Origin of the sequence: Paenalicyclobacillus ferrooxydans, assembly GCF_001399675.1 — a bacterium.
In the GTDB taxonomy this organism is placed as follows: Bacteria; Bacillota; Bacilli; order Alicyclobacillales; family Alicyclobacillaceae; genus Alicyclobacillus_B; species Alicyclobacillus_B ferrooxydans.
Map to the genome: position 1 here is coordinate 39126 of NZ_LJCO01000008.1, position 11991 is coordinate 51116.

Consider the following 11991-nt stretch of genomic DNA (forward strand, 5'->3'; position numbering starts at 1 on the left):
AGTGTGGATTCGGTGGAAACTTACGCAGTGACGAGAAGAAACAGTGTTCTTGGACGCGTGTTCCTCGGCCTGTCCATCAGTCTGGTGTTTGCCTTTGCCGGAGTCTTTACAGGACAGTACGTACCTGCTGGCGTGATTGGGCTGTTGATGATTGTCGAGTTTGCGATGCTGATTGGTGCGATGTTCCTTCAGCGTCGACGCAGCATTGGTATGTGGTTTGTCTATCTATTCACTTTTGTCTCCGGAGTCACCTTGTATCCAACGCTGTCCTACTATGCCGGTGTCTTAGGGCCTGGTGCATTGTTGAAGGCGATTGGCGTCAGTGCCATCGCGTTTCTTGTAGCCGCAGCAGTGGCTTCCCGTACCTCGTTCGATTTCTCATGGCTCGGCGGTTTCCTGCTGATTGGTTTGATTGCCATCGTCATTATGGGCCTGGTATCCTTTTTCACGGGCTTTTCGACGATGTTTGGGCTCGTGTATTCTTTGCTAGGCATCGCCATCTTTGTCGGGTATGTGCTTTATGACGTAAACCGAATGGCGCACTTCGGGCTCAGTGAAAACGCGGTGCCATGGATGGTTTTGTCCCTGTACCTCGATTTTATCAACCTGTTGTTGTTTGTTTTGCAACTGCTCGGCATTCTCGGGGGTCAGTCTTCCCGGCGGTGATTCGTGTCGAGTCTTGCAGATCACGGCAGACAGCACTATAATAAGGCAAAACTGTGAATCGATCCGATGAGGGAGCCTAGTAGCACCCAGTCTGGGTTTCAGAGAGCCGGTGGATGGTGAGAACCGGTACCCTGCGGTTGTGAACTCTCTTCCGAGGTTTCGGCGGGAAATGACGGCATCTGCACGACGCAAAAGCCATCTGTACTGTCGAACGCTGCCAGCGTTAACGGTGTGAGCGGGACTGACCCTGATTTCGGGTTCAGTTCAACATAGGTGGTACCGCGGGAGTCGCCTCTCGTCCTATTTTGGACGGGGGGCGTTTTTGACGTTTGAGACGGTCAGCAGACAAGGAGTGGAAGAGATGGAGTATCAACCACGGATCATGGAGAAGAAGTGGAGCGAGCGATGGAAGGCTGACGAAGCCCATATCGTGAAAGCCGACAGCAGCAAACCGAAGTACTATTCGCTGGACATGTTTCCCTACCCATCCGGAGCAGGGTTACACGTTGGGCATTGGCGGGGGTACACCATATCGGACGTGTGGAGTCGGTATAAAAAACTTCAGGGCTACGAAGTTTTGCACCCGATGGGCTGGGACGCATTCGGACTTCCGGCGGAAAACGCAGCAATTAAACTAGGCATTCATCCTGCGGTTTCGACAGCGAACAATGTGGCCAATTTCAAACGCCAGTTGCAAGAGATCGGGGCGATGTACGACTGGACGCGTGAAATCAATACGAGTGATCCATCTTATTACAAGTGGACTCAGTACTTCTTTGTGAAGATGTTTGAGCGAGGACTGGCCTACCGAAAAAAGATGCCGATTAACTGGTGCCCAAGTTGTAAGACTGGACTCGCCAACGAGGAAGTCATTGACGGAACCTGCGAACGATGCGGGACCGAAGTAACAAAAAAAGAAATGAATCAGTGGATGCTCAAAATTACGGCCTACGCAGACAGGCTCCTTTACGACTTGGAGAAATTGGACTGGCCAGACAAAGTCAAACGGATGCAGACCAACTGGATTGGGCGCAGTGAAGGTGCGCGGATCCACTTTGACGTCGCGGATGTGGAAGATGCCAAAATTGAGGTCTTTACCACCCGGCCGGATACGCTTTACGGGGCCACATATATGGTGCTTGCGCCTGAGCATCCGTTGGTGGACCGGATCGTCACCGAATCAGAACGGAACAGCGTTGAGGAATACGTCAAAGAAACGCTCAAGAAGAGCTCTGTAGCCAGGCAGGTCGTGGATAAGACCAAGACCGGCGTATTTACCGGTGCATACGCGATACACCCCATTTCGGGAGCAAAAATCCCCGTCTGGATCGCGGACTATGTCTTGATGGAGTATGGAACGGGTGCCATTATGGCTGTGCCGGCCCATGACGAACGCGATTATGAGTTTGCACAGGCATTTGGGCTGCCGATTGTCCAGGTGGTTGCCCCGAAAGCAGAATCAGATGCCACAGGCGAAGGTGGTTCATCGAGCAGTAAAGAGGTACCAGAGTTGTACGTTGGCCCTGGTGTGCTGGTCAACTCAGGACCGTATAATGGCTTGACCATCGAGGAAGGAAAGCAGGCTATCGTCGCCGCGTTGGCTGAGAAGGGCGTCGGTGAGAAGACAGTGACCTATCGCATGCGGGACTGGGTTTTTGCGAGACAGCGGTATTGGGGAGAACCGATACCCATCATCTACTGTGATTCCTGTGGCACGTTGCCAGTTCCAGTCGAAGACCTGCCCGTGGCACTGCCGGACGTAGAGCGCTATGAGCCGACGGGAACGGGCGAGTCACCACTGGCCGCCATCGAGTCGTTTGTACACACAACCTGCCCGAAGTGCGGCGGACCTGCGCGTCGCGAGACCGACACCATGCCGCAGTGGGCAGGATCAAGCTGGTATTTTCTGCGTTATCCGGATCCGCATAATGATACGGCACCCTTCTCAAAGGAAGCTGCTAATGAATGGCTGCCCGTAGACATGTACATCGGCGGTGTTGAGCACGCGGTATTGCACCTGCTCTATTCCCGTTTCTTTACCAAAGTGATTCACGATCTCGGTCTCATTGACTTTGACGAGCCCTTCCAGCATCTGTTTAATCAGGGCATGCTCACACTCAATGGGGCAAAGATGAGTAAGTCCAAAGGCAATGTTGTGAACCCGGATGACATCATCGAGAAACACGGTGTCGATGCACTGCGTATGTATGAGCTGTTCGTGGGTCCCCCGGAGGATGACGCTGAATGGAATGATAATGGACTTGAAGGTGTCAGTCGCTTCCTCGGGCGTTTGTATCGTGTCTTCCAACAGCATGTGACAACCCAGGCACCGAGTCGTCCTGAACTGGAAAGGCTGCGCCATCGATTCATCGCATCTTTGTCAGAACGTATGGAGACATTCAGACTGAATACAGCGGTCAGTGCGTTCATGGAATACCTCAATGCACTCACGGCTGCTGCAGCGCATGGCGGGATCGACAAAGCAACTCTGGAGACCCTGGCAATCGCTCTCGCCCCATTTGCGCCGCATCTTGGGGAAGAGCTCTGGTCTAACCTTGGTAATCAGAAGTCGGTTTTTAACGCGAAGTGGCCAACCTTTGAGGAACAATGGCTCAAAGACGACGAGGTCGAGGTTGCGGTGCAGGTAAACGGAAAGGTTCGCGCGAAAATTGTCATTTCAGCAGAGGCGACACAGGAAGACGCAGTATCAGCGGCGAAGGATCATCCTGACACGTCTGTGTGGATTGAAGGCAAGGAGATCATGAAGACGATTTATGTACCTGGGCGACTGGTAAACCTGGTTGTAAAGGGATAAATTTCGGTGGCAGCTCGGTAATGGACAGGGGGAGACGACAATGACTCCACATTCGGGCACGTCCGGAAAACTCTACGTCCAAATTGCCAATGCCATTCGGCAGCGGATCGAAGACGGCGTCTATGTGCCTGGCGACCGTCTTCCTCCGCTCGCCAAATTGGCAGATGAGTACCAATGTAGTCGTGCAACCGTTCGAGAGGCTTTAGGTACACTGCGTGGACAAGGTCTGATTGAGTTTCGACAGGGCGATGGGACATACGTCCGTACAGCCACGCTGAACTTGTGGATGGACCCGTTAGACGCAGCTCTGTTGCTTGGCCTCGGACATATCCGCGAGTTGGTCGAACTTCAGACGGCAGTGCTTGCTGCAGTCGCGAGTCGCCTTGCAGAGATGGACGGTCCCCACAGTGAACTGGCCCAAAGCCTGTTCCAATTGGAATGTGCGTTGCCAAAAACCGAAGAGGCCATCACCGCAGAGATGAATTTTTATCTGCGCATGGCCGATCATGCAGGTAATCCGCTGTTAGAAAATGTTTTACGCGTGATGCAGGAGTCTTTTCGAAGCTGTCTGCGGCTTATTAGCGGCGGTGATTCCCTAGGTCTGGATACCTGTCGTTCCGTGTATGATGCCGTCGTTCAAAAGAAGGCTGCCTTCGCGCGGGAGATTATGTACACCTATGGGAAGGCCATCATGCGACAGTTAGAACTCGAGCGGGTCGGTCATTTGCATACCGTTGAGATAATGCGCATGACAGAGCCAGAAGAGGACGTGGAGAATGTGCGACCGTTCCACACAAGCACAGAAAGACAAGACCAAGAAGATTAGGCTCGTAGGTCAAAAATGATCGTTCACAGAAATGCCATGGTGTTGTATAATGAAAATGTAAGCGCTATCATCTTGGGGGAGTGACACCATGACAATAAGAATGCTGGTGGCAGCGTTTCACCCAGAGAGCCAAAGATACGTGAAATTCGCAACCGAATCCGGAATGATTGTACGTGTCTTAGATTGCGTAGAATCCGAACATAAACGTCTTGTCCGTCGGTTTGGAGATGCTGTTTTGACGGTTCGCGGCACGCGCGGGGAAGTGCGAAAGACAGTGGCCGCCGAGGGTTTTGAAGTGGCTGTTGTCCATGAAGGTGAGGATTTCGTTCTTACAGCACTAATTACACAGTCGTTGCGTGAAGCAGGCGTACCTCTCGTGGTCGTGGTAACGTCTGACATCACGCGAGCTGCGATGTACCGAAAGTTGGGAGCACACCAGGTGATTGCAGCAGATTCAGAGGATGAGGCCTGGTCAGCTTTGGAGGGCATGTTGCCAAACTTTGCAACAGCTTAACCAAGAGACATCCATGCCGAGAGTACAAAGAGAGTAAATAACCCGAAGGCGACTGTCGAGTCAGAGCGACGTAGCCTTCGGGTTTGTTTACTTTACCAATTCAATTCAACGTCCAAGTTGCTCTACCCGTGTGGGAGCGATTTGGCTGTCTATCATCCAAAGATATGACTTGTCAAATTCTTTGGTATAGCGTCAAAACAGGTTAAAATGCGCTGGAGATGGCCATAAATGGACACAAGTGCTGTGGGTTTCGGAGATTAGGCAGGGCGTGTATGATATGATCGGAGACGTCATATGATGGAGGAAGTCTGTACGACAACTCCGTACACAAATGCGAGGGAGAGACGGTTTGTGACAAAGAAGGCAAAATTCATATATTTTATCGTTGCCGTGCTGAGCATGATCGGACTTGCATCAGCAAGCTTGGCTATGGCACAGAATCACGCAACTCTAGCGACGACTTTGTTTATCGTAACATTTATTGTTATTGGCGCTGCATTTGTCATGAAGGCGAGAATTAGACGGGCAGCAGGTACGAAGGCGTAACCAGGAGGACATGAAATGACTCAGTACACCCATCAAAAGCGAGTCCGCAAGTACTTTTGGCGCGTTGTTGAAGTTGCGGCGTTGCTCCTTTTTGTAGCACTGGTGTGTACTGTGTTCGTCGCTACATTACGCTACACGTTACCATTCGTCATTGGCGGGCTCGTGGCGATTTTGCTGTTGCCGGTAGTCCGTAGACTGGAGACGCAGGGTATTCGCCGAATGCCTGCAGTTCTCACTGTGATGATTGGCGTGATAGCAATTGTTGCCATCGGGTCTGTGTTTGTGCTCGTAGCTGTCACTCGGGAAGCAGCGTTGTGGTCGAAAAATCTGCCCGAGTACTTCCTGATTCTGCAGAACTGGGTCGAACGTCAGCTTGGGGTAGGCAAGACGGTGTTTGGACAACTGCCCCCGGATGTTGCCGCAAGCTTACAGTCGACCTTCACAAGCTCCATTACAACCGCGAAAGACTTGATGAGCGGCCTGACAAAGATCCTCATCAACTCCGTCAAGCACATGCCAGAGTATTTGTTTGTGGTTGTCATTGCGGGCATCACATCGTTTTTCATGTTGCTCAACCGAGATCGTATGTATAACAACTTCTTGAAGTTGTTACCCCCAGGCTGGGCACCGAAGGTTCGTGTGGTCAGCAACGACATGATGCGCGCCTTCGCAGGAACAATTCGGGTGCAAGTATTTTTAATGGTATTGTCTGCTGTGCTCGGCGTCCTCGGCATGTGGTTGCTTCATATCCATTACGCGGTCATCCTGGGCCTCGTTTTCGGTTTGACCGGCATGATCCCGATTCTCGGCTCCGCCTTGCTCACTGTCCCATGGGCATTTGGTGCGCTGTTAATCGGAGACGTGCCGTTGGCGATAAAGATCATTATGCTGCAACTGGTCATTTCTCTGATACGCCACATGGTCGAGCCAAAGATTCTTGCCGACAGTGTGGGGCTGGATACCTTGTCAACCCTGTTCGCCCTTTATGTAGGTATGAAGTTGGTCGGTGTTATTGGCTTGTTTGTGGGCCCCATCGTACTGATTGGAATAAAGTCACTCCTGCGCATTCGTTTGTTTGTGGACCTGATGCCAACCGTGGAGGATGCGGAGGGCGATGTTGCGAACAGTTTTGCTCAAAGAACGGGGATGGCCAAAGCTGCATCTGAAGGTAACTCTTCAACTGAGGATGGAAAGCCTGCAACTATGGATGGAAAGCCTGCAACTATGGACGAGAAGTCCGCAACTAAGTCAGAGGCTCAGTCGGATGGGATTCCACTGGGTAAGCAGGAGGGGACGATGGGAGCAAGAGATGAAAACGTTGGAACTGGTCAGTAGTCATGGCAAAGGACAGCCCCATCGCCAATGGCTGGATGTGTTCCCTACGTATGATCCATGGAGTTTTTGGATCCCTCCAGGAGGGCCGGTTGTTGAGGCGAACGGCAGGAGTTGGTCAAGCCCTTATCCTGTGATAGCGATGTTTTGGCCGCAGCAGTATTACCAGGTCTTTGTACTCCTGAAAGAGAGCTGCACCGAATACTACTGTAATATCATCACACCGCCTGTTTTTGATCCGCAGAAGCGTTGTGTTTTGTTTCAAGATTTGGAGCTTGATGTGTATGTGACAGACGACGGAGCAAAGCTGCTGGATGTTGCGGAGTTTGAGGAATCGAAGGTGACCTACCCAAAAGCATGGAGTGTTGCAGCATGGAGGGCAGCAGAGACTTTACTGCGCATGGGTGAAGCGAAGGAAGGCCCGTTCTCACGGGAGGTAGCACAGTTCTGGCGCAAAGGGAGAGGAGTGCCGTCATACATCGCCGATCCCGCAACCCGTTAAGCCTGGGTGCCCGTCAATAGACAGCTGGCCACTTGGGGGCAATTCATAAATCAGGTGGACACATGCTGTCATTTCACGTGAAGGTAAAATCAAAGGTCCACTGTCACAGTGAAGTTCCCCTGGGTTGAATCAGCGGCACGAATAATGACTCGACACATCCTGCAGGATGTTGACAGTGGACCTTGCCCGCTACTCAGTCTGTGCTTTTGGAGTACCAGGGTCGAGCAACTTTCTAGCTCGTTCCATGATTGCAAATAGTGTACGAGAGTCTTGCTCTAGTTGTTCTGGTGTAACTTCTGCTGCATCAACGAGTGATACAGTAGAACTTTCCAATTCATGAACCCTTTTAACCAATGTATCCTTCTCGGACTCCAAGTCTTGAATTCGTTGACGCAGTGACTGGTACTGCTCGTCATAGGTTTGCAAGAATTGAATGACCTCTTTCATTGAATCAGCGGAACTTACCGTTACTGCAGATGTATCCTGTTGTGGCTCGCGCACTGCAGGACTTGAACTCGCCTTCTGAGCTGCTTTTCGCGCCTGTTTGGCGGTTTCGATATCTGCTCTCCTGTCTTTGCGGAGAACTCCATTCCATCGATAACCACAGGCAGCTGAGGTACGGCCTAGTTCATTACCCGCTTGTTCAAATGCTTTGAGCTGTGTGCTTCCAGTCCTGATGTGGTCTAAAACAATCTCCGCCAGGCGTTCATCGTCTGCCGGGGTCCACGCGTCGGACCGGGTTACCCATTTCTGCGCACTCTGCAAGGCAATTCCTCCCTCGGTCTGTACTATACTTTATCTCCACGGAGTGTGAGATTCATACTGCTCCAATAGCCATCTCTTTTATCATGCTATGTATGAAATGGCAGAAGGTGACCTAGAACAGTAAATTTTCGTAGAGCAATAATTCTAAAAACACAAAATATACCAAATATAGTAGAGCGAACAGGAGTTCGGGTCTTTGCCGCGAAATACTTATTCAGCTGCATCAGCGATTTGATGCGGCTTGTCCAGCGCCCCGTACGGTGTGCGTGGAAATTTATCTAGAAGAGAGGAGCCGCGACCTTGGAACTCTCATTACTGCTCGATGAGTGGCGTCGCACGCCTGCATTCATAGAACAAGTTACAGCATGGGATATTGCTCCTGCACGAATTGGAAGATTTAGAGAGACGCCGGGGTGGGTGCATGAAGACCTGGTGTCTGTTCTTGAGAAAAAGGGGATTCGCCAGCTCTACAGCCACCAGGCGGAAGCCGTCGAAGCTGTGCATGCAAATAAGGACGTCATGGTGGTTACGCCGACGGCCAGCGGTAAAACCCTGTGTTATAACCTGCCAGTTCTTGATGCTATCAGCAAGGATTCGTCGACGAGGGCCCTTTACATCTTTCCAACGAAGGCTCTGTCACAGGATCAAGTGGCTGAGCTCCATGAGATCTCAAACGGACTGCGAACCCAGGTACAGTCGTACACGTACGACGGTGATACGCCGATGCATGCCCGGACCCGCATCCGGGAGGCCGGGCACATCGTGGTGACAAACCCGGATATGTTGCATGCGGCACTGCTGCCCCATCACACAAAGTGGCTGCGGTTGTTTGAGAACCTGAAGTACATCGTGATCGACGAAGCACATATTTACCGAGGTGTTTTTGGCAGTCATGTCGCCAATGTCATTCGGCGGTTGCTGCGGATCTGCGCGTTTTATGGAAGACATCCCCAGTTCATACTCTCCTCAGCGACGGTGGCCAATCCGGGCGATCTCGGTCGTGAACTCATCGGGCGGGATGTCGAGGTGGTGGACGAGTCAGGGGCACCGGAAGGCGAGCGGCACACAGTGCTCTACAATCCGCCCATCTTTGCGCCTCAGCTAGGTCTGCGCAAATCTTCGTTGATGGAGGCGCGAAGAATCGGCGGAAGGCTGCTAAAGGAAGGCGTATCGACGATTCATTTCGTAAAGACGCGCACCCAGGTGGAACTGCTCAGCTCCTATTTGAAGTCGGATCTGCCGGAACGCCTTCGTACGCGGGTGGTGGGTTATCGTGGGGGGTATCTTCCACATGAGCGCCGATCCATCGAACAGAGACTCCGGACTGGTGACATTCAAGGCGTTGTCAGCACCAATGCGCTCGAGCTCGGTGTCGATATCGGATCGCTCCAGGCATCCGTGACCGTCGGCTACCCTGGGACGATTGCTTCAATTCGTCAGCAAAGTGGACGAGCGGGGCGCCGCAAGGGGATGTCCCTCGCCTTGTTTATCGCCAATGCCTCCGCGCTCGACCAATACGTCGTCGGCCATCCGGATGTGATTTTGCACCATTCACCGGAAGCAGCCAGAGTGTACCCGGAGAACCTGCTGATCCTGACCGACCACTTAAAGTGCGCGGCCTATGAGCTGCCGTTCTCAAGAGATGAATCCTTTGGCGTTGAAACCACCTCGGAACTGCTCGATTATCTGGCGGAATACCGAGTCCTGCATCAAGGCGGTGATGGCCGTTACTTCTGGATGTCAGACGCACTGCCAAGCCACGGCGTGTCTCTTCGCAGCGCTGCTCAGGACAACGTGGTCATCGTCGATCAGACAGACGCCCGGGCTGAAATCATTGGTGAGATGGACCGCTTCAGTGCACTCACGATGCTCCATGAGGAAGCCATTTATCTGCATCAGTCCAAGGTGTTTCAAGTCGAGCGGCTCGATCTCGATAACGGGAAAGCGTTCGTCCGTGCTGTGAATGTAGACTACTACACTGATGCCGAACTGGCCGTTCGTTTGCGAGTTCTTGACTCATTAGAAGACAAAGACGACGGGCTTGCAAAGCACCACACGGGAGAAGTCATGGTTAACGCGATGGCAACCTTGTTTAAGAAGATCAAGTTTGACACACATGAAAACCTTGGATGGGGCAAGATTCATCTGCCCGAAGCTGAACTTCACACAGTGGGGTATTGGATATCCTGGCCCGCTTCTGCTCTTCCTTTTGACAACGAGGCTTGGGAGACGGCATTGTCAGGAGCCGCACATGCGCTTCGTCATGCAGCATCGCTCCACTGCATGTGTGCTGTCCCGGACATCCATATGGCGGTAGAAGTAAGGGATCTGTTAACGGCAAAGCCAACGCTTTACCTCTACGATGCCTACCCAGGCGGTGTCGGGCTTGCGGAGCGGGTCTTTCGAACCAGCCGCGAGGTGTTGGCAACGGCTCGAGAGATGGTCGTCAACTGTCCTTGCGAATCTGGATGTCCATCTTGCATCGGCCCGCAGGCACAGTCTTCCGAGTCAAAAACGGAGGGTCAACCGAAGGAGTGGGTGGCGCGCCTTTTGCTCTCTGCGGTCGGCAGTGAGGTGGGGGATGCGCATAAGTCTACAGGCACGGAAGGCTCAGCGCCTGTCCATTCGACGGAAGGGATGTAGCCATGACAAGGTCACTTTCTGAACGCTTGCGTGCATTGCAGGCCTCGGTCGGCGGTCCAGGCAGTACCCCTGATTCAGGTTCCGACGGCACCAGTTCCGACCGTGTCGGAAGTCTTGACGCTCCCCGAAGCATCCGTTCTCCGGAAGAGGTAGAGCAGCCGATATACCAGTCCAAGTCCGAGTCTGATTGCCACGCAGAGCATGAGTTCGCTGAAGAAGGGTATTCGGAAATTGGGCAAGGTGTCTGGCATCGCACGCTTCGTTACGACATCCTCATGGCTCATGGTGACCACCGGTTCGCAGACCTCTGTGAGGCCGACCTTGGCGGGCTCCTGAAAGCAGCAAAGTTGTCAGATCTGGTTCAGCTGCAAGCGCAAAATTTTCGGTTTTACGACACAGAGACGACAGGCCTCGGAACGGGGGCAGGTACATTTCCGTTTCTGCATGCGGTAGGGCGGTTTGAAGAGGACGAATTTGTCGTGCATCAGTATTTTCTGGCCGACTACGCGGCAGAGCGCGAACTGTTGACAGTGATGATTCATGATCACTTCCCAGATGGCGTAACAGTTGTCACATTTAATGGGAAGTCGTTTGACTGGCCGCTCTTGTCCAACCGTCTGACCATGCATCGGTTAGAGGCTCCGGTCGTGTGTCAACTCGATCTCCTCTATCCAAGTCGCCGTCTTTGGCGGCAGACCCTGACGCGTGTGTCACTCGGTGCCGTGGAATCGGCCATTCTTGGACTCGAACGGTTAGATGATCTGCCGGGCAAAGAAGCCCCCATGCGCTACTTCGAGTATGTCTCTGATGGTATCTTATCTCGTTTGGTACCGGTGTTTGACCACAATGCGACTGACGTTTGCAGTCTTGTCACGCTCGCAGGGCACTTGGCTGACATCCTGTCTGGTCGTACTTCTGTTCACGCAGCGTCCGAGTGGAGCGCGCTCGGGAGGTTGTACGATGAATGGAACGAGTCCGATCTCGCTTTGCGCTGCTTTCATCAAGCTGTGGACTGCCCTGACGCCTCTTGGCGAGAGCACTGGCTGCACAGCCTACACTGTAAACGGCGAGGTGACGTCGACACGGCTGTGGAGACCTGGCTTCGAATGGCCGATCACTATCCATGGAGTGTTCCTCCATGTGTGGAATTGGCAAAGGTATATGAACACCGAATCGGGGATTTTCAAGCGGCTTTAATGTTTGCAAGAGAAGCAAAAAACCGGATGCTCCGGTACAGCCGCGATGCAGGTGTTGAAGGGAACGGTACACCAAGATACAAAGGAGGCGCTGACGAACGGATCGTAAGCGCCTTGCAACATCGTATGGCTCGCATTGAGCGAAAGCTGAGCGCGCATTCAGCCTCATGAGCCTGATTTGGCTGT

Annotated in this window: 10 protein-coding genes and 1 other annotated feature; of the genes, 9 read left to right on the forward strand and 1 reads right to left on the reverse strand. The window is 52.7% G+C overall.

Annotated elements, in window-relative coordinates; translation table 11 throughout:
• Nucleotides 1-12 precede the first annotated feature (12 nt).
• From AN477_RS00335 to AN477_RS00365, 7 genes are all read left to right on the forward strand, one after another.
• Nucleotides 13-666, forward strand: coding sequence for a Bax inhibitor-1/YccA family protein (locus AN477_RS00335; protein WP_054967203.1), 654 nt, complete (start codon nucleotides 13-15; stop codon nucleotides 664-666).
• Nucleotides 667-723: 57 nt separating this feature from the next.
• Nucleotides 724-972 (forward strand) — a binding site (T-box leader).
• Between the two features lie 55 nt (nucleotides 973-1027).
• Entirely contained in the window at nucleotides 1028-3481 is a 2454-nt protein-coding gene (leuS, locus tag AN477_RS00340) for a leucine--tRNA ligase (protein WP_054967514.1), read from the forward strand.
• Between the two features lie 40 nt (nucleotides 3482-3521).
• Entirely contained in the window at nucleotides 3522-4307 is a 786-nt protein-coding gene (locus tag AN477_RS00345; RefSeq protein WP_083485797.1) for a FadR/GntR family transcriptional regulator, read from the forward strand.
• 88 nt (nucleotides 4308-4395) lie between these two features.
• The gene (locus AN477_RS00350) at nucleotides 4396-4821 is read left to right on the forward strand and encodes a hypothetical protein (RefSeq protein WP_054967204.1); all 426 of its coding nucleotides are present in this window, start codon (nucleotides 4396-4398) and stop codon (nucleotides 4819-4821) included.
• A gap of 351 nt (nucleotides 4822-5172) precedes the next feature.
• Entirely contained in the window at nucleotides 5173-5367 is a 195-nt protein-coding gene (locus AN477_RS00355; protein ID WP_157061733.1) for a hypothetical protein, read from the forward strand.
• Between the two features lie 15 nt (nucleotides 5368-5382).
• Nucleotides 5383-6702 carry a sporulation integral membrane protein YtvI gene (gene ytvI / locus AN477_RS00360; RefSeq protein ID WP_157061734.1) on the forward strand — a complete coding sequence of 440 codons (1320 nt, stop codon included), beginning with the start codon at nucleotides 5383-5385 and terminating at the stop codon, nucleotides 6700-6702.
• Nucleotides 6677-7201 (forward strand): DUF402 domain-containing protein, encoded by a 525-nt coding sequence (locus tag AN477_RS00365; RefSeq protein WP_054967206.1) that lies wholly within the window; start codon nucleotides 6677-6679, stop codon nucleotides 7199-7201. The genes ytvI and AN477_RS00365 overlap by 26 nt, the downstream gene beginning before the upstream one ends.
• Nucleotides 7202-7390: 189 nt before the next feature.
• On the opposite strand, the gene AN477_RS25595 is transcribed toward AN477_RS00365, so the two are convergent.
• On the reverse strand, nucleotides 7391-7966 hold the full coding sequence (locus AN477_RS25595; protein WP_054967207.1) for a transcriptional regulator: 576 nt from the start codon (nucleotides 7964-7966) through the stop codon (nucleotides 7391-7393).
• A 300-nt stretch (nucleotides 7967-8266) separates the two neighbouring features.
• Between AN477_RS25595 and AN477_RS00375 the strand changes: the two genes are divergently transcribed.
• Nucleotides 8267-10609 carry a DEAD/DEAH box helicase gene (locus tag AN477_RS00375; RefSeq protein WP_083485798.1) on the forward strand — a complete coding sequence of 781 codons (2343 nt, stop codon included), beginning with the start codon at nucleotides 8267-8269 and terminating at the stop codon, nucleotides 10607-10609.
• 2 nt (nucleotides 10610-10611) lie between these two features.
• On the forward strand, nucleotides 10612-11976 hold the full coding sequence (locus AN477_RS00380) for a ribonuclease H-like domain-containing protein (RefSeq protein WP_054967208.1): 1365 nt from the start codon (nucleotides 10612-10614) through the stop codon (nucleotides 11974-11976).
• Nucleotides 11977-11991 lie beyond the last annotated feature (15 nt).

Excerpts from the sequence above, each read along its gene's own strand:
- AN477_RS00350 (WP_054967204.1), top strand. The coding sequence starts at position 4,396 with ATGACAATAAGAATGCTGGTGGCAGCGTTTCACCCAGAGAGCCAAAGA.
- AN477_RS00380 (WP_054967208.1), top strand. The coding sequence starts at position 10,612 with ATGACAAGGTCACTTTCTGAACGCTTGCGTGCATTGCAGGCCTCGGTC.
- leuS (WP_054967514.1), top strand. The coding sequence starts at position 1,028 with ATGGAGTATCAACCACGGATCATGGAGAAGAAGTGGAGCGAGCGATGG.
- ytvI (WP_157061734.1), top strand. The coding sequence starts at position 5,383 with ATGACTCAGTACACCCATCAAAAGCGAGTCCGCAAGTACTTTTGGCGC.
- AN477_RS00365 (WP_054967206.1), top strand. The coding sequence starts at position 6,677 with ATGAAAACGTTGGAACTGGTCAGTAGTCATGGCAAAGGACAGCCCCAT.
- AN477_RS00345 (WP_083485797.1), top strand. The coding sequence starts at position 3,522 with ATGACTCCACATTCGGGCACGTCCGGAAAACTCTACGTCCAAATTGCC.